This is a genomic window from Pantoea sp. UBA6567 (genome assembly GCF_002434165.1).
In the GTDB taxonomy this organism is placed as follows: Bacteria; Pseudomonadota; Gammaproteobacteria; order Enterobacterales; family Enterobacteriaceae; genus Pantoea; species Pantoea eucrina.
This window is the reverse complement of the sequence record NZ_DJJN01000006.1, coordinates 385819-409773: the sequence shown is the minus strand read 5'-3', so window position 1 is coordinate 409773 and position 23955 is coordinate 385819. Positions and strand designations below refer to the sequence as shown.

25 protein-coding genes are annotated in these 23955 nt (G+C 58.0%); 3 read left to right on the top strand and 22 right to left on the bottom strand.

Annotation, left to right across the window (positions count from 1 at the left end):
* Positions 1–189 precede the first annotated feature (189 nt).
* The gene (gene mfd / locus B4M48_RS07915; protein WP_039383874.1) at positions 190–3642 is read left to right on the top strand and encodes a transcription-repair coupling factor; all 3453 of its coding nucleotides are present in this window, start codon (positions 190–192) and stop codon (positions 3640–3642) included.
* 66 nt (positions 3643–3708) lie between these two features.
* On the opposite strand, the gene B4M48_RS07910 is transcribed toward mfd, so the two are convergent.
* From B4M48_RS07910 to yceD, 21 genes are all read right to left on the bottom strand, one after another.
* Positions 3709–4251, bottom strand: a complete 543-nt coding sequence (locus B4M48_RS07910) for a glycine zipper 2TM domain-containing protein (RefSeq protein WP_039383872.1) — start codon at positions 4249–4251, stop codon at positions 3709–3711.
* Positions 4252–4540: 289 nt separating this feature from the next.
* Positions 4541–5845, bottom strand: a complete 1305-nt coding sequence (locus B4M48_RS07905) for an NAD(P)/FAD-dependent oxidoreductase (protein WP_071668742.1) — start codon at positions 5843–5845, stop codon at positions 4541–4543.
* 243 nt (positions 5846–6088) lie between these two features.
* The gene (nagZ, locus tag B4M48_RS07900) at positions 6089–7129 is read right to left on the bottom strand and encodes a beta-N-acetylhexosaminidase (protein WP_288656372.1); all 1041 of its coding nucleotides are present in this window, start codon (positions 7127–7129) and stop codon (positions 6089–6091) included.
* A gap of 15 nt (positions 7130–7144) precedes the next feature.
* Positions 7145–7966: a thiamine kinase gene (thiK, locus tag B4M48_RS07895; RefSeq protein WP_288656370.1), complete on the bottom strand. Its 822-nt coding sequence runs from the start codon at positions 7964–7966 to the stop codon at positions 7145–7147.
* Positions 7947–8546 (bottom strand): penicillin-binding protein activator LpoB, encoded by a 600-nt coding sequence (gene lpoB / locus B4M48_RS07890; protein ID WP_071668740.1) that lies wholly within the window; start codon positions 8544–8546, stop codon positions 7947–7949. The genes thiK and lpoB overlap by 20 nt, the downstream gene beginning before the upstream one ends.
* A gap of 11 nt (positions 8547–8557) precedes the next feature.
* Positions 8558–8923 (bottom strand): YcfL family protein, encoded by a 366-nt coding sequence (locus tag B4M48_RS07885; protein ID WP_039383863.1) that lies wholly within the window; start codon positions 8921–8923, stop codon positions 8558–8560.
* A 17-nt stretch (positions 8924–8940) separates the two neighbouring features.
* Positions 8941–9291 carry a purine nucleoside phosphoramidase gene (hinT, locus tag B4M48_RS07880; protein WP_039383861.1) on the bottom strand — a complete coding sequence of 117 codons (351 nt, stop codon included), beginning with the start codon at positions 9289–9291 and terminating at the stop codon, positions 8941–8943.
* 179 nt (positions 9292–9470) lie between these two features.
* Positions 9471–10904, bottom strand: coding sequence for a PTS glucose transporter subunit IIBC (gene ptsG / locus B4M48_RS07875; RefSeq protein WP_039383858.1), 1434 nt, complete (start codon positions 10902–10904; stop codon positions 9471–9473).
* A 280-nt stretch (positions 10905–11184) separates the two neighbouring features.
* Positions 11185–11976 (bottom strand): metal-dependent hydrolase, encoded by a 792-nt coding sequence (locus B4M48_RS07870; protein ID WP_283341224.1) that lies wholly within the window; start codon positions 11974–11976, stop codon positions 11185–11187.
* Positions 11977–11991: 15 nt separating this feature from the next.
* Positions 11992–12984, bottom strand: coding sequence for a DNA polymerase III subunit delta' (holB, locus tag B4M48_RS07865; RefSeq protein ID WP_250340982.1), 993 nt, complete (start codon positions 12982–12984; stop codon positions 11992–11994).
* Entirely contained in the window at positions 12981–13616 is a 636-nt protein-coding gene (gene tmk, locus B4M48_RS07860; RefSeq protein WP_039383850.1) for a dTMP kinase, read from the bottom strand. The genes holB and tmk overlap by 4 nt, the downstream gene beginning before the upstream one ends.
* Complete coding sequence (gene mltG, locus B4M48_RS07855) at positions 13606–14625, bottom strand: endolytic transglycosylase MltG (protein WP_039383848.1); 1020 nt, start codon at positions 14623–14625, stop codon at positions 13606–13608. The genes tmk and mltG overlap by 11 nt, the downstream gene beginning before the upstream one ends.
* Positions 14622–15434, bottom strand: coding sequence for an aminodeoxychorismate lyase (pabC, locus tag B4M48_RS07850; protein ID WP_071668738.1), 813 nt, complete (start codon positions 15432–15434; stop codon positions 14622–14624). The genes mltG and pabC overlap by 4 nt, the downstream gene beginning before the upstream one ends.
* Positions 15435–15549: 115 nt before the next feature.
* Positions 15550–16791, bottom strand: coding sequence for a beta-ketoacyl-ACP synthase II (fabF, locus tag B4M48_RS07845; RefSeq protein ID WP_039383844.1), 1242 nt, complete (start codon positions 16789–16791; stop codon positions 15550–15552).
* Positions 16792–16875: 84 nt separating this feature from the next.
* Positions 16876–17112 carry an acyl carrier protein gene (acpP, locus tag B4M48_RS07840; protein WP_039383843.1) on the bottom strand — a complete coding sequence of 79 codons (237 nt, stop codon included), beginning with the start codon at positions 17110–17112 and terminating at the stop codon, positions 16876–16878.
* A 153-nt stretch (positions 17113–17265) separates the two neighbouring features.
* Entirely contained in the window at positions 17266–18000 is a 735-nt protein-coding gene (fabG, locus tag B4M48_RS07835) for a 3-oxoacyl-ACP reductase FabG (protein WP_039383840.1), read from the bottom strand.
* A 10-nt stretch (positions 18001–18010) separates the two neighbouring features.
* The gene (fabD, locus tag B4M48_RS07830; protein WP_071668737.1) at positions 18011–18943 is read right to left on the bottom strand and encodes an ACP S-malonyltransferase; all 933 of its coding nucleotides are present in this window, start codon (positions 18941–18943) and stop codon (positions 18011–18013) included.
* Positions 18944–18959: 16 nt separating this feature from the next.
* Positions 18960–19913, bottom strand: coding sequence for a beta-ketoacyl-ACP synthase III (locus tag B4M48_RS07825; RefSeq protein WP_039383834.1), 954 nt, complete (start codon positions 19911–19913; stop codon positions 18960–18962).
* On the bottom strand, positions 19914–20960 hold the full coding sequence (gene plsX, locus B4M48_RS07820; RefSeq protein ID WP_113655736.1) for a phosphate acyltransferase PlsX: 1047 nt from the start codon (positions 20958–20960) through the stop codon (positions 19914–19916).
* 27 nt (positions 20961–20987) lie between these two features.
* Positions 20988–21158 carry a 50S ribosomal protein L32 gene (gene rpmF, locus B4M48_RS07815; RefSeq protein ID WP_007885783.1) on the bottom strand — a complete coding sequence of 57 codons (171 nt, stop codon included), beginning with the start codon at positions 21156–21158 and terminating at the stop codon, positions 20988–20990.
* Positions 21159–21172: 14 nt separating this feature from the next.
* Entirely contained in the window at positions 21173–21694 is a 522-nt protein-coding gene (yceD, locus tag B4M48_RS07810; protein WP_039383829.1) for a 23S rRNA accumulation protein YceD, read from the bottom strand.
* A 140-nt stretch (positions 21695–21834) separates the two neighbouring features.
* Between yceD and B4M48_RS07805 the strand changes: the two genes are divergently transcribed.
* Positions 21835–22419, top strand: coding sequence for a Maf family protein (locus B4M48_RS07805; RefSeq protein ID WP_039383826.1), 585 nt, complete (start codon positions 21835–21837; stop codon positions 22417–22419).
* Between the two features lie 11 nt (positions 22420–22430).
* Here the strand turns inward: B4M48_RS07805 and rluC are convergent, their stop codons facing one another.
* A complete protein-coding gene (rluC, locus tag B4M48_RS07800; RefSeq protein ID WP_104084769.1) occupies positions 22431–23387 on the bottom strand; it encodes a 23S rRNA pseudouridine(955/2504/2580) synthase RluC in 957 nt (318 codons plus the stop codon).
* A 299-nt stretch (positions 23388–23686) separates the two neighbouring features.
* Here rluC and B4M48_RS07795 point away from each other — a divergent pair, with 299 nt between their 5' ends.
* The gene (locus B4M48_RS07795; protein WP_139074200.1) at positions 23687–23896 is read left to right on the top strand and encodes a hypothetical protein; all 210 of its coding nucleotides are present in this window, start codon (positions 23687–23689) and stop codon (positions 23894–23896) included.
* Positions 23897–23955: the final 59 nt, after the last annotated feature.

Below are 23955 nucleotides of genomic sequence, written 5' to 3'. Positions count from 1 at the left end.
AACGGTTGCCGCTGGCGGCGCGCGCATACCATCACTGGCATATCGGGACTATTATATCTGTCAGGCTGATAGCGCGGAGTCGCTGTCGCTCCCTTCCGGCCTGCCTGCGGGCACAATGGAGAGATGATCATCAGGGCGGTTTATGGAATGATGACGCCCTGAAATACAAGGAGAGCACGTCGAGACCCTATGTCGGAACAGCATCGTTATACCCTGCCTGCCAAAGCAGGAGACCATCGTCAGCTCGGCCAGCTGGTCGGCGCCGCGCAGGCGGTTGAGTGCGCCAGTATCACCGAACGCCATCAGGGTCCGGTGTTGATGATCACCCCGGATATGCAGTCCGCGCTGCGGCTGCAGGAGGAGATCCGTCAGTTTACCGACCTGCCGGTGATTAATCTGCCGGACTGGGAAACGCTGCCCTACGACAGCTTTTCGCCCCATCAGGATATTATTTCAGCGCGCCTCTCTACGCTTTACCAGCTGCCGATGCTGGCTCGCGGCATGCTGATTCTGCCGGTCAATACGCTGATGCAGCGCGTCTGCCCGCACAGCTTCCTGCACGGGCACGCGCTGGTGATGCAGCAGGGACAAAAACTGTCCCGCGACGCGCTGCGCGATCAGCTGGAACAGGCGGGTTACCGCCACGTCGATCAGGTGATGGAGCATGGCGAATACGCCACGCGCGGTGCCCTGCTCGATCTCTTCCCGATGGGCAGCGACCAGCCCTATCGCATCGACTTTTTTGATGATGAAATTGACAGCCTGCGCCTGTTCGACGTCGACAGCCAGCGCACGCTGGAGTCAGTGGATGCGATTAATCTCCTGCCGGCGCACGAATTTCCCACTGATAAAGCGGCGATTGAGCTGTTTCGCACCCGCTGGCGCGAGATTTTCGACGTGCGCCGCGAGCCGGAGCATATCTATCAGCAGGTCAGTAAAGGCACGCTGCCCTCCGGCATCGAATACTGGCAGCCGCTGTTTTTTGAGCAGCCGCTGCCCACGCTGTTCAGCTACCTGCCCGCCAGCACGCTGGTGCTGAACTGCGGCGATCTGCCTGGCAGCGCGGATCGCTTCTGGCAGGATGCGCACGCCCGCTTTGAAAACCGGCGCATCGACCCGATGCGCCCGCTGCTGGAGCCGGCCACGCTCTGGCTGCGGCCCGATGCGCTGCTCAGCGAACTGAAAGCCTGGCCGCGCATGCAGCTCACGGCAGAAACGCTGCCGGAAAAAGCCGCCAATACCAACCTGGCCTATGAACCGCTGCCGGAACTGACCGTGCAGGCCCAGGCGAAAGCCCCACTCGACCTGCTGCGCCAGTTTCTGGAGCAGTTCAGCGGCCAGGTGATTTTCTCGGTAGAGAGCGAAGGCCGCCGGGAAAGCCTGCAGGAGCTGCTGGCGCGCATTAAGCTACGCCCTCAGCCGGTTGAACACTTCAGCGAAGCGGCGGCTCAGCCTTACAGCCTGATGATTGGCGCCAGCGAGCGTGGCTTTATCGATACGCTGCGCGATCGCGCGCTGATCTGTGAAAGCGATCTGCTGGGCGAGCGCGTCAGCCGTCGCCGGCAGGATAATCGCCGCACCATCAATCCGGACGTGCTGATCCGCAACCTGGCGGAGCTGCATCCGGGGCAGCCGGTGGTGCATCTGGAGCACGGCGTCGGACGTTATATCGGACTCACCACACTGGAGGCTGGCGGGATTGTGGCGGAGTACCTGATGCTCTCCTACGCCGGCGACGCCAAGCTTTATGTACCGGTCTCCTCACTGCATCTGATCAGCCGCTACGCCGGTGGCGCCGATGAAAATGCGCCGCTGCACAAGCTGGGCAGCGACGCCTGGTCACGCGCGCGGCAGAAAGCGGCGGAAAAGGTACGCGACGTGGCGGCGGAGCTGCTGGATATCTACGCCCAGCGTGCTGCGAAAAGCGGCTACGCCTTTAAGCACGATCGCGAGCAGTACCGGCTGTTCTGCGAGGGCTTCCCGTTTGAAACCACGCCGGACCAGGCGCAGGCAATTAACGCCGTGCTGAGTGATATGTGCCAGCCGCTGGCCATGGATCGCCTGGTGTGTGGCGACGTGGGCTTTGGTAAAACGGAAGTGGCGATGCGCGCGGCGTTTCTGGCCGTGGAGAACACCAAGCAGGTGGCGGTACTGGTTCCCACCACCCTGCTGGCGCAGCAGCACTATGACAACTTCCGCGATCGCTTTGCCAACTGGCCGGTGCGTATCGAGATGCTGTCACGCTTCCGCAGCGCGAAAGAGCAGGCACAGGTGCTGGAGCAGGCGAGCGAAGGCAAAATCGATATTCTGATCGGCACGCATAAACTGCTGATGAGCGATCTCAAATGGCGCGACCTCGGGCTGCTGATTGTGGATGAAGAGCACCGCTTTGGCGTGCGGCACAAAGAGCGCATCAAGGCGATGCGCGCCGACGTCGATATCCTGACGCTGACCGCTACGCCTATTCCGCGTACGCTGAATATGGCGATGAGCGGCATGCGCGATCTGTCGATTATCGCCACGCCGCCTGCCCGTCGCCTGGCGGTGAAAACCTTTGTGCGCGAATATGACAGCCTGGTGGTGCGCGAAGCGATTCTGCGCGAGGTGCTGCGCGGTGGTCAGGTTTACTACCTCTATAACGACGTGGAAAACATTGAGAAAGCGGCGCAGCGGCTGGCGGATCTGGTGCCGGAAGCGCGTATCGCGATTGGTCACGGCCAGATGCGCGAGCGCGATCTGGAGCGGGTAATGAACGATTTCCATCATCAGCGTTTTAATGTACTGGTCTGTACCACCATCATTGAAACCGGTATCGATGTACCCAGCGCCAACACCATCATCATTGAACGTGCCGATCACTTTGGTCTGGCGCAGCTGCACCAGCTGCGCGGGCGCGTTGGCCGCTCGCACCATCAGGCCTACGCCTGGCTGCTGACACCGCACCCGAAAGCGATGACCACCGATGCCCAGAAGCGGCTGGAGGCGATCGCCTCGCTGGAAGATTTAGGCGCCGGCTTTGCGCTGGCGACGCACGATCTTGAAATCCGCGGCGCCGGTGAGCTGCTGGGCGAGGATCAGAGCGGTCAGATGGAGAGCATCGGCTTTACGCTCTATATGGAGCTGCTGGAAAATGCGGTGGATGCTCTGAAAGCGGGACGCGAGCCGTCGCTGGAAGATCTCACCAGCAATCAGACCGAGATTGAACTGCGGATGCCGGCGCTGCTGCCCGACGATTTCATTCCCGATGTCAGCACCCGTCTTTCACTCTATAAGCGGGTTGCCAGCGCCGCCGACGAGCAGGATCTGGCTGAACTGCGGGTAGAGATGATTGACCGCTTTGGCAAACTGCCTGACGCCGCGCGCAATCTGCTGGATATCGCCGCGCTGCGCCTGGCCGCGCGCGAGCTGGGCGTGCGCAAAATTGAAGCCAGTGACAAAGGCGGCTTCTTTGAGTTTGCCCCGCAGAACCAGATCGATCCCGGCTGGCTGATTAGCCTGCTGCAGAAAGATCCGGCACAGTGGAAGCTGGATGGCCCGACGCGGCTGCGCTTCACGCGCGATCTGGCTGAACGCAAGCTGCGCATGGAGTGGGTTCAGGAGTTTATCACCGAACTGGCAAAGCACCGGCTGCCGGCGGGCTGATGCAAAAGAAAAAAGCGCCTTACGGCGCTTTTTTTATCTGGTTTGCTGTGAAATAGCTTTGCCCAATCAGGCCTGATTCGAATTCAGGATGAGCTGACCGTTACGGTCAAGCGGGATGCGGGTGCCAGGGTCATTCTCCATACGGATTTTGCCCTGCTGGTCGCCTATTTTATAGGTCACATCATAACCCAGCATCTTTTCCTGTTTACTGTATACCGTTCTGCAGCGCTGTTCGCTGGTGGTGTAGGTGTCCCGCTCCTGCAGAGCGCCCTGCACCTGATTACCGCCGTAGCCGCCGGCCAGCGCACCCGCTACGGTAGCCACATCGCGACCGCGACCGCCGCCGAACTGATGACCCAGCACGCCGCCCGCGACGGCACCCAACACCGAACCGGCAATGCGGTTCTCATCCTGTACCGGACGACGGTGCGTCAGCGTGACGTTACGGCACTCCTGACGCGGCTGTTTGATACTCTCTTTAATCGGGGTGGCTGACAGCACCTGAGCAAATTGCGGACCGCGATCAAACACGTTCATGCTGGCGACCGCCGCCACGCCCAGCGCTGCTGCTACGCCGATTCCGATACCCGCAAGCATTGATTTATTCACAGGAATATCCTCCTGACAGTGTTACCGCGCATTCCCGTCGCTACAGGCTGTAGCGGAGGCATAACCGGCGTGCGCGCCGCGCCGTGTTCCTGAAGATAAGTTTTGCAGATGGTCCGGAATTGCAACATCAGATTAATGGAGGAAACGCAGCGTAAGCGCAGCAGGGCCAGCTTTTAGGAGAGTTCCGAGCCGCGGATTCGGGGCGGGTAATGTTGCGGTGAACTGATGATTATCAGCAGCTTATTGCGGGCAAAACGGGAGCGGGCGACACTGTGTCGCCCGCTATTGATTAGTGCAGTTTAAGTCGCGGACGCAGTACGCGGTTCAGACTGCCAACCAGCATCATCAGGCCGGTCTTGAAGTATCCATGGAGCGCAATCTGGTGCATACGATACAGAGAGATGTAGACAAAGCGCGCAATGCGCCCTTCCACCATCATTGAGCCGCGCATCAGGTTACCCATCAGACTGCCCACGGTGGTAAAGCGCGACAGCGAAACCAGCGAGCCGTGATCTTTATAAACGTACGCTTTCAGCGGCTTGCCTTTACGCTGTGCGAGGATGTTATCCAGCACCCGTGACGCCATCTGATGCGCCGACTGCGCGCGCGGCGGCACGAAGCCGCCACCTGGCAGCGCACAGGAGGCGCAGTCGCCGAGCGCGTAGATATTTTCATCGCGCGTGGTCTGCAGCGTCTCTTTAACCACCAGCTGGTTAATGCGGTTGGTCTCCAGGCCGCCGATCTCTTTCATAAAGTCAGGCGCTTTGATGCCTGCTGCCCACACCATCAGATCGGCAGCAATATACTCACCCTCTTTGGTGTTAAGCCCTTTCGCATCGGCGCTGGTCACCATGGTCTGCGTCAGAACGCGTACGCCCAGTTTGGTCAGCTCCTGATGGGCCGCCGCAGAGATGCGCGGTGGCAGCGCAGGCAGAATGCGCTCACCCGCTTCCACCAGCGTGACGTTGAGCGCGCTGCTGTCGAGACCTTTGTAGCCGTAGCTGTGCAGCTGCTTCACCGCATTGTAAAGCTCAGCAGAGAGCTCTACGCCGGTGGCGCCGCCGCCAACAATGGCGATATTCACTTTCTGCAGCTCACCTTCGCTGGCAGAAAAACGCAGGAACTGATTCAGCATCTCATTATGGAAACGACGCGCCTGATGCGGATTGTCGAGGAAGATGCAGTGATCTTTTACGCCCGGGGTGCCGAAATCATTGGACGTACTGCCCAGCGCCACTACCAGACGGTCCCACGCCAGCTCACGCTGCGGCACCAGAATCTCGCCCTGAGCGTCGCGGATTTCCGCCAGCTCAATGGTTTTGCGATCGCGATGGATCTGCGTCAGCGAGCCCAGCTGAAACTGAAAGCCGTGGTTGCGGGCGTGAGCCAGATAGCTCAGCGCGTCAATGCCCTCATCCATAGAGCCGGTCGCCACCTCATGCAGCAGCGGTTTCCAGAGATGACTGTGGTTGCGGTCAACCAGAATAATCTCCGCTTTTTTGCTGCGCCCCAGCTTATGCCCCAGCTGCGTTGCCAGCTCCAGGCCACCGGCGCCTCCGCCAATAATGACGATCTTTTCCATGGTTGTAGTCAATGCAGACCCCCTCAAAGTTGTAAACCAAAAGTTAATTAATGGTTAAATAAAACCTTAATAAACATAGGGTTGGCGATGTTTAATCGCGCGCTGAGGGCAGAATATCACGCCGGTCTAACCAGATCATAAGGAAATTGATGCAGATCAATCTTTCGCGGGGATTATCAGAATGTTACACGTTTTGTGAATAGCATCACACGACAAACGCCGCATTCCCCCAGGGAACGCGGCGCTTCGCAACGCTTACTGCTGTGCGTTATGCGCCAGCCAGCGCGCGTGCAGATCGCTGAGCTGACGCTGATTCTGCCGCCAGCGCGCGCTGCTCTGCAGCTCATCCAGCGTATGCTGCCCGCGATGCCAGAGCCGTGCAATACGTTCTGCCGGACCCGCCTGCAGATTATCCAGCACGCTAATGGCGCCCGCCCGCTGGTTGCAGACCAGAATCATATCGCAACCGGCATCCAGCGACTGCTGCGCCCGTTCGGCGTAGCTGCCCATCACGGCGGCGCCCTCCATTGAGAGATCGTCGGAGAAGATCACGCCGTCAAAGGCGAGCTCCTGACGCAGCACTTGCTGCAGCCAGTAAGGCGAGCCGCTGGCGGGCAGCGGATCGACCTGGGTGTAGATAACGTGGGCCGGCATCACCGCATCCAGCAGCTCTTCACTGATGAGCTGCTGAAAAATAGCCATATCGTGCTGGCGCAGCGTGGCGGCGTCGCGCGTATCACGCGGTGTCTCTTTATGCGAATCCGCGCTGACCGCGCCGTGGCCGGGAAAATGTTTACCGGTGGTTTTCATACCGGCTTCGCGCATGCCGTTAATAAAGCGCCGCGCGATCTGCAGCGCAATGGCCGGATCGGCATGAAACGCCCGATCGCCGATTGCGGCGCTGATGTGGCCGATATCGAGCACCGGTGCAAAGCTGATATCGATATCGAGCCCGGTGATCTCCGCCGCCATCTGCCAGCCCGCCTGCTGCGCCAGCTCGCCTGCCGCAGTCAAATCGTGCAGGGCAGCAAAGGACTGCATTGCCGGCAACTGCGTGAAGCCTTCGCGGAAACGCTGCACGCGCCCGCCTTCCTGATCCACCGCCACCACCAGCCGGTTACGGGAAGCGGCGCGGATCTGACGCACCAGCTCGCGGAGCTGAGCAACGTCATGAAAGTTGCGCGTAAACAGAATAAGTCCGCCCACCAGCGGGTGCTGCAATATCTCGCGCTCTTCTGCGTCCAGCGTATAGCCCGCCACGTCCAGCATCAGCGGGCCGGGTGCATTGATTGTCATAGCTCAGTTCCTGAATTAAATATCCTGCCAGCTGGTCTGCGCCAGCTGCTGTAAAGTTGCCTCGCCGCTCTGCTCGGCGCGCAGCTGATACCAGCTCGCCATCAGCAGCTGCAGCCACGGCTGCCAGCGCGCGATCTGACGCGCCAGCACGGCCGCATCCATGTGCGTCCGTGCGGCATACTCTTCTGTCCACGCCGCTGCCTGCGCCGGCGCCCATGCACAGATGGCAGCCAGCTCCAGCGCCACGTCGCCATCGGCTGCATACTCCCAGTCAATCAGCCTCAGCCCGGCTGGCGTCGCGATCACATTGCCCGGATGGACATCCATATGCAGCGGCGCAAGGCGCAGCGGGCGCGGTTCCCCCTGTCGCTGCAGCCGCTGCAGGCGCGCCAGCCAGCGCCAGTGCCGCTGGCGGCAGCGCTGCCAGTAGAGCTGCAACAGCGGCAGCAGCCGCAGGGGATAGCCGGTCAGCGGCTGCCGGTGCAGCGTGCTTACCAGCGCCACTATTGCGCTGCGCTGTGCGTCAAAGGCGGCAGGCGTCAGCGCCTCACCCGGCAGCCAGCGCTGTAGCAGCCACGGGGAGCGCCAGCTGAGCGGCTCCGGCCCCAGGCCGGCGTTACGCAGCTGGCGTAAAATACGGTATTCGCGCTGCCGGTTAACAAAAGGAATCGGCTGCAGAGGCGTGCGCCGGGCCAGCAGCGTCTCCTGCCCGCCCGCAATCTGAAAACTGTTGCCGCTCAGACCCGGCAGCGCGAAAAAATAGCCGGCGGCGGGTGCCGTCGGCCACTGTTGCTGCACCAGGTCAGCCAGTGCGGGATCAGGGTTGTGTTGCACCATTACCTGACCAGATGATTTCGCCGGTCTGCACCAGCATCAGCTGCATCTGCAGCGTGGGTGACTTCACCTCGCCTTTCGCATTGCTGTAAAGCACATACTGCGCGTTTACGATGCGCGCCAGTCCAATCGCTTTGCTGCGCGAGTTCAGACTATCTTCCGGTGAGAGGCCCAGCGTCTGGCGAGCCTGATTCAGCTGATCATCAGATACCAGGGTAAACTTGCCGTTGTTCGCCAGCGCGCTCTGAATGGCACTGGTGGCTTTTTCGGTCTGCAGCGCGCCGTTGGTGCTGTTTTTAAGGCGATCGACCAGCAGCACGCTGCCCGGATTCACCCCGGCAGACTGCACCATATTGGCCACCAGCGGTGAGACGCTGGCGCTCCAGTTAATGGTCTTTAGCTTAGGCGGCTGCGGCACATTTTGTGGCGGCGGCACGGGTTGCGGCTCCGGCTGCGGTTCCGGCTGAACCGGGGTCGTCGGCTGCGTCGGTTCGACCGGCGCCGGCGTCTGCTGTTTTACCACACAGCCGGTAAGCATCAGCGCAAACAGTAGCGCGCCAGAACGTTGAACACTGCGGATCACGGGGTTACTCCTTAGAGATAAAGATAAAGCCGCACTTTGCTGGCGGTAAGATTGCCCATTTGCGAAGCCACCATCACGCTGCCGTGTGCGGGAACAGTTTGCGTCTGTGCCGGCTCCTGCGGCTCAATTTCCAGTCCCTTATCGTCATACCAGTAGAAACGATAATGAACCGTAACAGGCGCTTCACGCAGATTCTGCAGCGTGCTGGCCGCCTGCAGCTGACCGTCGCGGCTGGTAAGCTGTGGCTCGTCAGTAATAATCCCCGCTGACAGCACGGATGACTCCATCACCAGCGATTGCGAGGTATTAATCATCGGTTTATCACTACTGCAGCCTGCCAGAGTCAATAATAGCAGGCCGCTCAGCCATCGACGCATATCAGGTCCGCCTGAGGTTAATAAGCAAGCATCGGGCCCAGGGGTTCACCACCCACCAGGTGCATGTGTATATGATAGACCTCCTGACCGCCGTGGCGATTGCAGTTCATGATCAGGCGATAGCCATCTTCAGCAATGCCTTCATCGCGGGCAATTTTCGCCGCCACGGTGATCATCCGCCCGAGCGCATGTTCATGCGCAGGCTTAACGTCGTTCGTCGTGGGGATCAGGACATTAGGGATAATCAGCACGTGAGTGGGCGCTTTGGGTGCAATATCACGAAAGGCGGTGACCAGTTCATCCTGGTAGATAATATCGGCCGGAATTTCACGGCGAATGATTTTACTGAAAATAGTCTCTTCAGCCATGGTGCGGTTCCTTTTTACCTGAGTCAGTCTGGCAGTATGCGCGAGAAAATCCGCTTCTTTCAACCTTCTCCCGGCTTTTCTTCACTGACTGGCTGCTTTTACAGCGTCGCGCAGACAAACAAAAACCCCCTCACGGGAGGGGGTTTTCAGTAACGGTGCACAATCTTACTGCAAAGGCGTTACATGCTGCGGATGTAATCATCCATTTCCGTTTTCAGATTATCTGATTTAGTGCCAAAGATAGCCTGTACACCGGAACCGGCAACCACAACGCCGCGGGCGCCCAGGTTTTTCAGCTCAGCCTGATCAACCTTTGCCACATCGGCCACGCTGACGCGCAGACGGGTAATACAGGCATCCAGATTGGTGATGTTCTCTTTGCCGCCAAAGGCGCTGACCAGCTTGCCCGCCATTTCACTGCCGGTGACGCTGCTCTGCTCAATCGCGGTATCTTCACGACCTGGCGTTTTCAGATTCAGTTTTACAATCAGCACGCGGAAAACGGTGTAGTAAACCAGGCCGTAGATGATGCCAACAATCGGGAACAGCCAGATTTTGCTGCTGTTACCGCTCAGGACGATAAAATCGATCAGGCCGTGCGAGAAGCTGGTACCGTCACGCATACCCAGCAGGATACAGATAGGGAACGCCAGACCTGCCAGAATCGCGTGGATCACGTAGAGGATCGGTGCCACGAACATGAAAGAGAACTCAATCGGTTCGGTAATACCGGTCAGGAACGAGGTCAGCGCGGCAGAGATCATGATACCGCCAACTTTGGCACGGTTCTCAGGCTTCGCCGAATGCCAGATAGCAATAGCAGCAGCCGGCAGACCATACATTTTAAACAGGAAGCCGCCTGAGAGTTTACCGGCAGTCGGGTCTCCCGCCATGTAACGCGGGATATCGCCGTGGAATACCTGGCCGGCCGCATTGGTGAACTCACCAATCTGCATCTGGAAAGGAACGTTCCAGATATGATGCAGGCCGAAAGGCACCAGCGCACGCTCAATCACGCCGTAGATGCCAAAAGCGACAACCGGGTTCTGATACGCAGCCCACTGGGAGAAATCCTGAATTGCCGTACCCACCGGTGGCCAGATAAACGACAGCACAATACCGGTAAAGATAGCGGTCAGACCGGAAATAATCGGAACAAAGCGTTTACCGGCAAAGAAGCCGAGGTACTCCGGCAGCTTGATACGGTAAAAGCGGTTAAACATATAGGCAGCAATCGCACCGGCAATGATCCCGCCCAGTACGCCGGTGTCCGCCAGATGTTTCGCTTCAATCTCTGCGGCTGGCAGATGCAGTACCAGCGGCGCCACGACCGCCAGCGTTTTAACCATAATGCCGTAAGCGACAACCGCCGCCAGTGCTGACACGCCGTCGTTATTGGTAAAGCCCAGCGCCACACCAATCGCAAAAATCAGCGGCATGTTGGCAAAAACGGACCCGCCCGCCTCGGCCATGACGTGGGAGACCACTGCCGGCAGCCAGCTAAAGTTTGCAGAACCAACACCTAACAAAATACCGGCAATCGGCAGAACCGATACCGGCAACATCAGCGATTTACCTACTTTCTGCAGGTTCGCAAATGCGTTCTTGAACATAGAAGCTCCTGAGTATGAGTGCATAGTTGCGCGATGCGCGTGGCAGCGGGGGAGGTTCCGCAGCCGGGTGACGCTGAGCGTCTTTTGATTTATTACGAAGAGTAAAATAAATGGGGGCGCGTTACTTTGACGGCTATCACGTTTCCTCAATGAGAGCCGGCAGCTTTCAGCACTTTCTGACTGACCTGCCGGATAATAGCGCAATAAAACACTGCCTGCGTCGGGAATAACCTGACGCAGGCAGTTCATTACGGATTAATTACAGCGTTTGAAATAAAGCTCAGGCCCCCAGACGCGTCATAGGAATGTGAAACAGGCGTGAGAAATTCTCCGTAGTCGTCGCGGCCAGGGTCTCGATATCCACCCCTTTCAGCACCGCCATATAATCGGCCACGTCGCGGGTAAATGCAGGCTGGTTCTCTTTACCGCGATGCGGCACCGGCGCGAGATAGGGAGAATCTGTCTCTACCAGCATCCGATCCAGTGGCACAAAGCGCGCGGCATCGCGGATCTGCTCCGCATTACGGAACGTCAGAATACCGGAGAAGGAGATATAAAAGCCGAGATCCAGAAGCTTAGCTGCGGTTGCGCGATCTTCGGTAAAACAGTGCAGCACGCCGCCGCACTTTTCGACCTGCTCTTCACGCAGGATCGCCAGCGTATCGTCACGGGCGTCCCGGGTATGCACGATGATCGGCTTATTCAGCGCAATACCGGTGCGAATATGTTCGCGGAAAGCGGCCTGCTGCTGCGCTTTGGTCTCCTGCTGATAGAAGTAGTCGAGGCCGGTTTCACCCAGCGCTACCACCTGCTCTTCCGCTGCCAGGCGACGAAACTCCGCCACATCCCAGGGTTCATCCTGGTTCAGCGGGTGAACGCCGCAGGCCAGCGCAATATTCTGTCGCTCGCCGACCAGCGCTTTGATGCGATAGTAGTCTGGCAGCGTGGTGGCAATTGCCAGCATAAATTTTACGTCGCGCGCGGCGGCTTTGGCGATAACGTCATCCAGGTCGCGGTGCTGACTTTCATAGTCAAGGCCATCAAGGTGGCAATGGGAATCAACGATAAACATAATTTTCTCAGATAATTACGGGCTGATGACAGGCGGTGCCAGTAAACGGCTCCACGCCAGCAGCCGGTCGGTCAGAATAAGTTCGCGGTTAAGCGACGTCACGTGCAGCAGCTGCTCACGACAGGCGAGCCACTGCTGTGCGCTGCTGTTCAGGGCACTGCTGTTCAGCCGCCGGGCCAGCGCGGTCACCACATCAGGCCGGTCACCATTACTCAGCCACGCCGCAGCACCCTGCTGCATTTTCATGGCGTCCACCAGCAGCGAGATAAGCCAGCTGAGGCGATCGGCCACGTCATCACTGTTCAGCGCAGGCAGCAGCTGCAGAATGTCATCATTCAGCACCGCGATCAGCGTATCGCACAGTGCCTGACGCGTCTGCCAGCGCGCGGGCTGCAGCAGCGCCAGCGCTGCGGCGGGCGCACCGCTGCTCAGACGCAGCGCAGCGCGCAGCGCCGCTTCTGGCTGTGTTACTTCACGGCCCAGCCAGGCGAGGCTCTGCGACTCCTCCGGCGGAATTAGCGGCCAGCTGAGACAGCGGCTGCGCAGCGTAGCCAGCAACCGGGAGGACTCACGCACGCTGAGAAAGAACCAGCAGTTTGCGGGTGGCTCCTCCAGCGTTTTCAGCAGCGCATTGGCAGCCGCTTCCGTCAGCTGCGCGGCGTCCGGCAGCCAGACCACTTTCGCACCGCCCTGCTGCGCAAAATGATAGAGCTTTTCCGTGACGTCGCGCACGGCATCCACGCCCAGCGACGCCTTTCCTTTTTCTGCTTCCAGCCGATACCAGTCCGGATGCGTATGCGCCTGCATCAGTTCACAGCCGTGGCACGTGCCGCAGCTTTTAGCGCCTTCCCGCCGCTGACACATCAGCCAGCGGCTAACGCCCCACACCAGCGCGTCATCCCCCATACCTTCAGCTGCCTGCAGCAGCAGCGCATGATGCGCTGCGCCCTCCTGGTGACGGGCAATAATCTGCCGGTAGGGCTGGTTCAGCCACGGATACCAGTTCATGGGCGCTGCCCGGCCAGCCAGCGATGCAGGGCCGCTTTAAGTGACGTTGTCACCTCATCGATAGCCTGCGTTGCATCAACAGTGACGATGCTGGCGTCCGCCTGCGCCAGCGCAAGGTAGCGCGCGCGGGTCCGCTCGAAAAAGCGCAGCGACTCCTGCTCAATGCGGTCCAGCGCGCCGCGCGCACGGGCGCGCTGCAATCCGATTTCCGGCGTCACATCGAGATAAAGCGTGAGGTCGGGGCGAAAATCGCCCAGCACCGCATCGCGCAGCGTGGTCATCAGCGCGGCATCCATTTCACGGCCACCGCCCTGATACGCCTGCGAAGAGAGATCGTGACGATCGCCCACCACCCACGCGCCGCGCGCCAGCGCCGGTTTGATCACGTTCTCCACCAGCTGCACCCGGGCGGCGTAGAGCATCAGCAGCTCCGCTTTGTCGGTAACCTGTTCACCTTCAATACCCTGCTTTACCAGCACCCGCAGCTGTTCCGCCAGCGGTGTGCCGCCCGGCTCACGGGTAAAGACGATGTCGTGGATACCGTGCTGCTGCAAAACTTCCACCACCGCCTCGCGCGCGGTGGTTTTGCCGGCGCCTTCCAGCCCCTCAATGACAATAAACTTACTCTTCATTTTTTTCCTTCAGCGCCTGACGATAAGCCTGTACCGCCCGGTTATGGCTGGCAAGGTTGGTGGTAAAGGTATGCCCGCCTTTGCCATCCGCAACAAAATAGAGATAGCTGCTCTTTTCCGGATGCGCAGCGGCTTCCAGCGAGGCGCGTCCGGGCATCGCAATCGGTCCCGGCGGCAGGCCGCTGATGCTGTAGGTATTATAGGCGGTCGGCGTGTCGAGATCGCTGCGCGTCAGCGTGCCGTTATAGCGCTCACCCATCCCGTAGATAACGGTGGGATCGGTCTGGAGCTTCATTCCGGTCCGCAGACGATTAATAAATACTGACGCTACCCGCGCGCGCTCCTCGCTTACGCCCGTCTCTTTCTCGATGATTGACGCCATCGTCACCAGATCCCGCGGCGCTTTGTAGGGCAGATTCGCCATGCGCGTCTGCCAGACCTCATCGACCAGCTTGTTCATGCGGATATGCGCCCGCGTCAGCACCGCGACGTCCGTAGTATTGGCAGTATAGAGATAGGTGTCGGGATAGAAGCTGCCTTCAAGCTGTGCCGCGTCCAGCTTCAGCGCCGCCGCTACGCTGGCAAAGCTGTCGTCCGGCAGCGTATGCTTCAGATAAGGCGCTTTGCGCAGCTCGCTCAGCCACTCGCTGAGGCGTGAGCCCTCGATAAAACGAAGCGGAAACTGCGCCTCTTTACCGCTGGCCAGCAGCTGCAGCAGCTGACGTACGGTCATGCCCTGTTCCAGCCGGTAGGTACCCGCTTTAAACTCCGCCAGCTCCGGCTGCAGCCTGAGCAACGGCCCAAACCAGATAGTGTGCGGAATAATATGCTGGCTCTCCAGCTGCGCTTCCAGCACAACGCGTCCGCTACCCGCCGGCAGCGTATAGAGCGTTTCCTGGTGAATGGTCAGCGGCGTATCTGCCAGGCGCTCTGCCTGCCAGTAGCTAAACGCGGCAGCGGCGGCAGCGATAACTGCCGCGCCCGCAATAATTTTTTTGATTCGACTCATGTTACGTCCATTTTCTGGCAACAGGTAAAAAGTTGCTGGTACAGCGTGCGTTCACTGAAAATAATGTTATCGATTTGCAGCACCGGCAGCACCGGCATCAGTGCATTACAGATCACGACTTCATCAGCGCCAAGTACGCTTTCGCGCGGCGCGCTGATTTCCTGACAAGCCTGGCCGCTGGCCGCCAGCTGCGCCATCAGAAAACGTCGCATAATGCCGTTTACGCCCGCCTGGCCAAGGTGAGGCGTAAAAATCTGGTTGCCGCGGCGCCAGAAGAGATTGGCAGCGCAGCATTCTACCACGCATCCCGCGGTGTCCAGTACCAGCGCCTCATCAGCATCCGTCTCATCAAGGTGGTGGCGAATCATCACCTGCTCCAGCCGGTTGAGATGTTTGATGCCCGCCAGCAGCGGATTGCGCGCCAGCGGCACCGGGCTGGTAATCAGCCTCACCCCCTGCTGCTGCAGCGCGGCGTAATGGTGCGGCCAGGGGGAGAGCGAGAGGATGCGCACCGGGTCCTGACAGCCGCGCCGGCTGTAGCCGCGTCCGCCAGCTCCCGGCGTCAGGATGATCTTCATCACTGCCCGGTCGTGACCCTGCGCAATGCAACGCATTTCATCTGCCAGCAGCGTCAGGTCGGGCAGCGGCAGCAGAAGCTGCCTGCACCCCTGCTCCAGGCGCTGCAGATGCGCCTCAGCCATCACGACGCTGCCGTTACGCACCGCGGCCGTGGTGAAACAGCCGTCGCCAAACTGGACAGCTCGATCGCTGACCGGCAGCATTGTTTGCGGGATACCGTTAATCCACACCGCGCGCTCCTCAGGCAGTCAGCCCTGAAATGATCTCGCCTGCCCGGACAGTTGTGCTGAAGAGCAGATCAGAAAAAAGGCCCGCATTGCGGGCCTCTGTTCGGCAGAATAGCGATTATACCTTGCGGAAGATCAGCGAGCCGTTGGTGCCGCCAAATCCAAAGGAGTTACATAGTGTATACTCCAGACCGCTAACCTGACGCGCCGTATGCGGCACAAAGTCCAGATCGCAACCCTCATCCGGATTATCCAGATTGATGGTTGGCGGTACAACCTGGTCGCGCAGCGCCAGAACCGAATAGATCGCTTCTACGGCACCGGCAGCACCCAGCAGGTGACCCGTCATCGATTTGGTCGAGCTGACCATCACGCTGTGCGCTGACGCGCCGAATACGGATTTCACCGCCTGCGCTTCAGCTTTATCACCGGCTGGCGTAGAGGTGCCGTGCGCGTTAACATAGCCGATCTGAGCCGGGTCGAGTCGGGCATCACGCAGCGCGTTGACCATCGCTGCAGCGGCGCCTGAGCCATCTTCCGGCGGTGACGTCATGTGGTAAGCATCGCTGCTCATGCCAAAACCAACGATTTCAGCATAGATTTTCGCACCGCGCTTTTTGGCGTGCTCATACTCTTCCAGAACCACAATACCGGCGCCGTCACCCAGTACAAACCCGTCACGATCTTTATCCCACGGACGGCTGGCCGCCTGCGGATTGTCGTTTCGTGTTGAGAGCGCACGCGCCGCGCCAAAGCCGCCAACGCCCAGAGGCGTACTGGCTTTCTCTGCGCCACCCGCCAGCATCACATCAGCATCATCGTAAGCGATGATACGTGCAGCGTGGCCGATGTTATGTACGCCTGAGGTGCAGGCCGTTGCAATCGAAATACTCGGGCCTTTCAGGCCATACATAATAGTGAGATGACCGGCGACCATATTAACAATGGTAGAAGGTACGAAGAACGGGCTGATTTTGCGCGGGCCGCCTTTAACCAGCGAGCTGTGGTTCTCTTCGATCAGACCCAGTCCGCCAATACCTGAACCAATAGCCGCGCCGATACGTCCGGCATTCTCATCAGTTACGACCAGACCGGAGTCCGCCATAGCCTGAATGCCAGCCGCGATACCATACTGGATGAAATCGTCCATCTTGCGCTGATCTTTCCGCGAGATGTACTCATCACAATTAAAATCTTTCACCAGGCCCGCAAAACGCGTTGCATAAGCACTGGCATCAAAATGGTCGATCAGGGTAATGCCGCTCTGACCGGCAAGGAGAGCACTCCAGGTAGACTCTACGGTATTGCCGACAGGAGACAACATGCCAAGACCGGTCACAACTACACGACGCTTAGACACGTTCGTCCTCCAGGGAGGGAAAAATAACGCTATGTGGGGCAAACATAAAACTCAGGCGGTCATATGACCGCCTGAAGATATTCATTAGCCTTGATGGCTAGTGACGTAATCGATCGCTGCCTGAACGGTAGTGATTTTCTCAGCTTCTTCGTCTGGAATTTCAGTATCAAACTCTTCTTCCAGAGCCATTACCAGCTCAACGGTGTCAAGAGAATCTGCACCCAGGTCTTCAACGAAAGAAGCAGTGTTAACCACTTCGTCTTCTTTAACGCCCAGCTGCTCAGCTACGATTTTCTTAACGCGTTGTTCGATATCGCTCATACTATTTAATTTCCTATCAAAACTCGCTTTCGCGATGGTTTTCGTAGTGTATAAAATGGTGAAAAAGATGCAACAAAATCCCGGCTGGTCGAACCACGATTTTGCGCTATTCTGCGGTGTTTACCGCAAATAATGCAAATGATTTCGTGATTATCAGACCATGTACATGCCGCCATTGACGTGCAGCGTTTCACCTGTGATGTAGGCTGCTTCGTCAGAGGCTAAGAATGCAACAGCATTGGCAATTTCCTGCGGGTCGCCTAAACGGCCTGCAGGCACTTCTGCCAGAATGCCCGAGCGCTGATCTTCATTCAGTGCACGCGTCATGTCCGTCTCAATAAAGCCCGGAGCCACGACGTTTACGGTAATGCCACGTGACGCGACTTCACGCGCCAGTGATTTGCTAAAGCCAATTAAACCCGCCTTTGCTGCAGCGTAGTTAGCCTGGCCCGCGTTACCCATGGTCCCAACTACAGAACCGATGGTAATGATACGGCCCACACGTTTTTTCATCATGGCACGCATGACCGCCTTGGAGAGGCGGAAAACTGATGTCAGGTTGGTATTAAGAATATCATCCCACTCATCATCTTTCATGCGCATCAGCAGATTGTCACGCGTGATGCCTGCATTATTGACTAAAATATCCACTTCGCCAAATTCAGCGCGCACTTTTGCCAGCACGTCGTCGATAGAGGCTGCATCCGTCACGTTCAGCGCCAGGCCTTTGCCGTTGTCGCCAAGATAGGCGCTGATGGCTTCAGCTCCGCTTTCGCTGGTTGCTGTGCCGATAACTTTTGCGCCGCGCGCCGCCAGTGTCTCTGCAATGGCCCGGCCAATACCGCGGCTTGCGCCCGTTACCAGCGCAACTTTACCTTCAAAATTCATGATTTTCCTCTTATTCCTGAGAGAGAGCCGCAGAAAGCGACGCAGGATCGTTCACGGCAGTAGCCGTCAGGTTATCAGCAATCCGTTTGGTCAGACCGGTCAGGACTTTGCCCGGACCCATCTCCAGCAGCTGAGTCACACCCTGTTCTGCAATAAATTGTACTGATTCGGTCCAGCGTACCGGGCTATAAAGCTGACGTACCAGCGCGTTGCGGATAGCCGCAGCATCGTTTTCGCATTTGACATCAACGTTATTCACTACCGGCACATCTGGCGCATTAAAGGCGATCTCTTCAAGCGCAACAGCAAGCTTAACTGCAGCAGGCTTCATCAGCGCACAGTGCGATGGCACGCTGACCGGCAGTGGCAGCGCACGTTTCGCGCCGGCCGCTTTACAGGCAGCGCCAGCACGCTCAACGGCGTCTTTGTTACCGGCAATCACCACCTGGCCTGGCGAGTTGAAATTCACCGGCGAGACCACTTCACCCTGCGCACTCTCTTCACAGGCTTTACGAATCGCCTCATCATCGAGACCGATAATTGCCTGCATAGCTCCCGTCCCTTCCGGAACCGCCTCTTGCATCAGCTTGCCGCGCAGTTCTACCAGCTTAATGGCATCTGCAAACGCCAGCACGCCTGCGCAAACCAGCGCCGAGTACTCACCCAGGCTGTGGCCTGCCAGCAGCACCGGCTGAGCGCCCTGTTTCTGCTGCCAGACGCGATAGATAGCGACTGAAGCTGCCAGCAAAGCGGGCTGCGTCTGCCAGGTTTTGTTCAGCTCTTCAGCCGGCCCCTGCTGAACCAGCTGCCACAGATCGTAGCCCAGCGCATCAGACGCTTCGCGAAACGTCGCTTCAACCTGAGGGTTGTCAGCAGCGAGTTCAGCCAGCATGCCAACGGTCTGAGATCCCTGTCCCGGGAAAACAAAAGCTAATTGCGTCATCTGTCCTTCCTGTCAATCAAAAGCGTACCAGCGCAGAACCCCAGGTAAAACCACCACCAAAGGCTTCCAGCAAAATCAGTTGTCCCGGCTTGATGCGGCCATCACGCACTGCTTCATCCAGCGCGCTCGGCACCGAAGCCGCAGAGGTGTTTCCGTGACGATCGAGCGTGACCACAACTTTGTCCAGGCCCATGCCGAGTTTACGGGCAGTTGCGCTGATAATGCGCAGATTTGCCTGATGCGGCACCAGCCAGTCGAGCGCGCTGCGATCGAGATTATTCGCCTGCAGCGTCTCATCAACGATATGCGCCAGCTCGGTTACCGCAACTTTAAAGACTTCATTACCCGCCATGGTCAGGTAGGCAGGTTCATCCTGACGCGCGCGATCCTGATAAGGCAGGGTCAGCAGCTGGCCATAGCGGCCATCGGCATGCAGATGGGTCGAGAGGATACCCGGCTCGCTGCTCTGGCCCAGTACCACGGCGCCCGCGCCGTCGCCAAACAAAATAATTGTCCCGCGATCGCTGGGATCAAGCGTACGCGCCAGGACATCAGCACCAATCACCAGCGCGTGTTTAACCGCCCCGTTTTTAATATATTGATCGGCAACGCTCAGCGCATAGGTAAAGCCGGCACAGGCGGCGCCAAGATCGAAGGCTGCGCAGTCGTTTATCTCCAGCATCTGCTGAATCATGCATGCGGAGCTGGGGAACGCGTGGCTGGATGAAGTTGTGGCGACGATAATCAGACCAATGTCGCTGGCGGCAACGCCGGCCATTTCCAGCGCGCGCTGTGCGGCGTTAAAGCCCATGCTGGCAACCGTTTCATCCGGTGCAGCAATACGGCGCTCGCGAATGCCGGTACGGGTGACAATCCACTCGTCTGAGGTTTCCACCATTTTTTCCAGATCGGCATTGGTGCGGATCTGTTCAGGCAGATAGCTGCCTGTTCCGATAATTTTGGTATACATCTACGCTTTGTCACTCCTGGCTAATACAGCGTCAAGGCGCGCGGCAATTCTTTCGGGAACTTGCTTACGCACCGCCTGCTCTGCCTGTTCTATCGCCACAGCGAATGCCTGAATATTGGCCGCGCCGTGGCTTTTGATCACTGTTCCGCGCAATCCTAACAGACAAGCGCCGTTATACTGGTCGGGGTTTAGATGACCGAAACGCCTGATCATACGCTTTTTCAGCCAGCGTCCCAGCAGTTTCAGCCACCAGGTCCCTTTACCTTTATTACCTTCGCCTGACGATTTCAGCAGCGACAGAAACAGCCGCACCACACCTTCCATCGTTTTCAGCGTTACATTACCGGCAAAGCCATCGCACACCAGCACATCTGTTTTGCCGGTCAGCAGGTCGTTACCTTCAAGATAACCAATATAGTTGATCTGAGGGCTTGCCCGCAGAACCGCAGATGCGGCGCGAATCGACTCAAGCCCTTTGGTCTCTTCCTGACCAATATTGAGCAGCGCAACGCGCGGTTGCCGGATCTCCAGCACCTCTTCCGCCATGACAGCTCCCATGATGGCAAACTGCACCAGCATATCGCTGTCAGAGTCGACGTTAGCCCCCAGATCAAGAATGACCGTTTTGCCCTGCTGCTGATGGGGCAGAACGGTCATCAGTGCCGGACGTGCAATGCCGTCCAGCGGTTTTAACAGGAGTTTAGCCAGCCCCATCAGCGCACCGGTATTACCGGCACTGATACAGGCCTGCGCCTTACCGGCCACAACCAGCTCCAGCGCCACGCGCATAGAACTGCCACGGCTCTGACGGATGGCCTGCGAAGGCTTCGCATCACTTGCAATAACCGATTCGGCAGGGATAACCTGCACACGCCTCAAAAGTGAGGAATCCGCTTTGGCAAGAAATGACGAGATTGTGTCGGGATCGCCGACCAGAAGAAGAACCAGCTGCGAATGAGAGGCCAGTGCCTGCAAGGCTGCAGGCACTGTCACGCAGGGACCGAAGTCCCCGCCCATGGCATCAACTGCCAGGGTCAAACGTGTCAAGGTATCGCCTTGCGTAACCGCAAAGAATTACTTGGTGATAACCTTGCGACCGCGGTAGTAACCATCCGCAGTGATATGGTGACGCAGATGAGTTTCGCCAGAAACTTTATCTACTGACAGAGCGGCAGTGGTCAGGGCATCGTGCGAACGACGCATGCCACGCTTGGAACGGGTTGGTTTATTCTGTTGTACGGCCATGGACCTTACTCCTATTACTTACGCTTTAAACTGGCTAATACGGCAAATGGATTTGGTTTTTCTGCCTCTTCAGGCAGCTTACCAAAGACCATGTCCGCGTCGGACACTTCACAGTGTTCAGAATCATGCACCGGAACCACCGGCAGTGCGAGGATGAGCTCATCTTCTATCACTGCCAGCAGGTCGATCTCACCAAAATCGTTGACATCAACCGGCTCGTAGGCTTCCGGTAGTGCCTCAGCCTGGTCGTCAGAAGAGACCGGACTAAAGCAATAGCTTACGTGTACAGCTTGCGGAAATGGCTGGTTGCAGCGTTGACACATTAACGTCACCTGCACATCCGCCGTTCCTTGCAGAACCGCGAGGCGCTGGTTGTCAACCGCAAACGACATGGTACATTCCACATCACTGTCCACACTCACGACCGTTTCGGCCAGACGCGCCACCAATTCAGGTGCATAAACACCATGATAATCCAGGCGTTTTTGCGCGGCGCGGACCGGATCGAGCGTCAGGGGTAATTTTACCTTTTGCATAGGGCGCGCATATTAACTTTGTAACGTCTTAGAGTCAAAGAAAAAGGCCGTTTTACGGCATCTTTCACCTGCTATTCGCATCCAGTGCGGCGCATAGTTTAAAATGCCCGTCATGTTTACGCTATCTATTCTGTAAAAAAATGATGATGCCACTGGTTTTAGCCTCAACCTCCCCGTTTCGTCAGGCGCTGCTCAGCAAGCTTGGCGTACCGTTTGTGACTGCTGCGCCTGACTGCGATGAGACCCCGCAGCCCGAAGAGAGTGCGCCTGAACTGGTGCAGCGCCTGGCGCTGGCCAAAGCGCAGGCGCTGGCTGCGCAGTTTCCGGATCGCTGGATTATCGGCTCCGACCAGGTGTGCGTACTGGAGGGCGCTATCGCCGGCAAGCCGCACACCCGCGAAAACGCCTGCCGCCAGCTGGCTCAGGCGAGCGGAAAAGCGATTGTGTTTTATACCGGGCTGGCGCTGCTGCAGCCCGCCAGCCGGCAGCAGTTTGTGCTCTATGAGCCCTTTACAGTGCACTTCCGCACGCTGAGCAGTCAGGAGATAGCGCGCTACGTTGAGCTGGAGCAGCCGCTGGCGTGCGCCGGCAGCTTTAAAAGCGAAGGACTTGGCATTTGTCTGTTCGACAGGCTGGAGGGGCGCGACCCGAATACGCTGGTCGGGCTGCCGCTGATTGCACTTAATCAGCTGCTGATTAAGGCCGGCATCAACCCGCTGGGCTGATGCCGGTATCGTCAGCTTTTTTTCTGCCGCAGTCTGGTCAGGCAGTGTCTGAGTGCCGCATCCAGCGGCGCCTCCATGCGTAATGTTTCGCCGGTGGCAGGATGCGTAAACGTCAGCGCTGCCGCGTGCAGAAACAGGCGCGATAACCCCGTGCCAGCCAGCTGACGATCAAATTCGCGATCGCCATAGCGATCGTCAAAGGCGATCGGATGGCCACCATGCAGGGTATGCACGCGGATCTGATGCGTGCGGCCGGTCACCGGGCTGGCTTTAACCAGCGTCGCCAGCCCAAAACGCTCTTCTACTTTGAACCGGGTTTCTGAAGGCTTGCCTTCTGCGCTGACGCGCACTACCCGCTCTCCGCTCTGCAGAATGTTTTTCAGCAGCGGAGCCTGCACCACTTTCAGATGAGAAGGCCAGTCGCCGCGTACCAGCGCCAGATAATCTTTCTGCATCCCCTTTTCACGCAGTTGCTCATGCAATGAGCGCAGCGCCGAACGCTTCTTAGCCACCAGCAATACGCCTGAGGTGTCGCGATCCAGCCGGTGTACCAGCTCCAGAAAACGCGCCTCCGGACGCAGTGCCCGCAGCCCTTCAATAACCCCAAAGCTCAGGCCGCTGCCGCCGTGTACTGCCGTACCGGACGGCTTATTCAGTACCAGCAGATGATCGTCCTCATACAGAATGGCATCCGCTAACGCCGCGACTTTATCAAGCTTTGGCGACACGGCCTGCTCTTCCCGCTCTGCGACCCGCACCGGTGGTACGCGGACTTCATCGCCATCCTCAAGCTTATATTCAGGCTTCACGCGTTTTTTATTTACCCGCACTTCGCCTTTCCGCAGAATGCGATAAATCATGCTCTTTGGCACCCCTTTGAGCTGGGTGCGCAAAAAGTTGTCTATACGTTGTCCGGCATTTTCAGCCGTGATGGCGACAAAATGTACGCCGGGATTCTCTGTTTTCATGCCGGCGATTCTAAATAGTGTCCCCTGATAGCGCCACCCCTTTTTCTGTGCTTAACTCTCTCTGGTTTCAGGCTTCTGACCGCTCAAAACGGTGGCTTTTTCGGCAAACTGCCGATTAGCCCCGCAAATGAACAGGTTAAGAGCCTACAAACTTCACAGCTCGACAAAAGTCGCCTTGCTATATGCGGGTGAGCAGTGGAATAATGCTGCTGTTTCTGCACCAGAAAGATTCGGGCAGAAAAAGAGCGAAATTAAGGTAATTTGCCGGATAAAACGAGCACGCTGCAATGGCGTAAGACGTGATGCTTTATCAGGCACTTAGCGGGCTGCGGGTTGCGGCCTGGACAACAGACTGGGATGTGTGGATTTTCAAAAATTTTGTATTATTTCCACCTTCAGGCGCTGGTTTTCCTTATGAAAAGCAGGCCACCGACAAGATTTGCGCCCCTTTAGCCGCCGACAACCGTGAGGTTGACGTCAGTGCATGCAGACACGGGGCCATCGGTTGATTCTCGTCCAGGGTAACGATGCCCGCAGCTTTATCACTCATGTGAGAATAACGAGTAAG

Excerpts from the sequence above, each read along its gene's own strand:
- mfd (WP_039383874.1), top strand. The coding sequence starts at position 190 with ATGTCGGAACAGCATCGTTATACCCTGCCTGCCAAAGCAGGAGACCAT.
- nagZ (WP_288656372.1), bottom strand. The coding sequence starts at position 7,129 with ATGACAATCAATGCACCCGGCCCGCTGATGCTGGACGTGGCGGGCTAT.
- thiK (WP_288656370.1), bottom strand. The coding sequence starts at position 7,966 with ATGGTGCAACACAACCCTGATCCCGCACTGGCTGACCTGGTGCAGCAA.
- B4M48_RS07885 (WP_039383863.1), bottom strand. The coding sequence starts at position 8,923 with ATGCGTCGATGGCTGAGCGGCCTGCTATTATTGACTCTGGCAGGCTGC.
- hinT (WP_039383861.1), bottom strand. The coding sequence starts at position 9,291 with ATGGCTGAAGAGACTATTTTCAGTAAAATCATTCGCCGTGAAATTCCG.
- ptsG (WP_039383858.1), bottom strand. The coding sequence starts at position 10,904 with ATGTTCAAGAACGCATTTGCGAACCTGCAGAAAGTAGGTAAATCGCTG.
- B4M48_RS07870 (WP_283341224.1), bottom strand. The coding sequence starts at position 11,976 with ATGTTTATCGTTGATTCCCATTGCCACCTTGATGGCCTTGACTATGAA.
- holB (WP_250340982.1), bottom strand. The coding sequence starts at position 12,984 with ATGAACTGGTATCCGTGGCTGAACCAGCCCTACCGGCAGATTATTGCC.
- tmk (WP_039383850.1), bottom strand. The coding sequence starts at position 13,616 with ATGAAGAGTAAGTTTATTGTCATTGAGGGGCTGGAAGGCGCCGGCAAA.
- mltG (WP_039383848.1), bottom strand. The coding sequence starts at position 14,625 with ATGAGTCGAATCAAAAAAATTATTGCGGGCGCGGCAGTTATCGCTGCC.
- acpP (WP_039383843.1), bottom strand. The coding sequence starts at position 17,112 with ATGAGCGATATCGAACAACGCGTTAAGAAAATCGTAGCTGAGCAGCTG.
- fabG (WP_039383840.1), bottom strand. The coding sequence starts at position 18,000 with ATGAATTTTGAAGGTAAAGTTGCGCTGGTAACGGGCGCAAGCCGCGGT.
- fabD (WP_071668737.1), bottom strand. The coding sequence starts at position 18,943 with ATGACGCAATTAGCTTTTGTTTTCCCGGGACAGGGATCTCAGACCGTT.
- B4M48_RS07825 (WP_039383834.1), bottom strand. The coding sequence starts at position 19,913 with ATGTATACCAAAATTATCGGAACAGGCAGCTATCTGCCTGAACAGATC.
- rpmF (WP_007885783.1), bottom strand. The coding sequence starts at position 21,158 with ATGGCCGTACAACAGAATAAACCAACCCGTTCCAAGCGTGGCATGCGT.
- yceD (WP_039383829.1), bottom strand. The coding sequence starts at position 21,694 with ATGCAAAAGGTAAAATTACCCCTGACGCTCGATCCGGTCCGCGCCGCG.
- B4M48_RS07805 (WP_039383826.1), top strand. The coding sequence starts at position 21,835 with ATGATGATGCCACTGGTTTTAGCCTCAACCTCCCCGTTTCGTCAGGCG.
- rluC (WP_104084769.1), bottom strand. The coding sequence starts at position 23,387 with ATGAAAACAGAGAATCCCGGCGTACATTTTGTCGCCATCACGGCTGAA.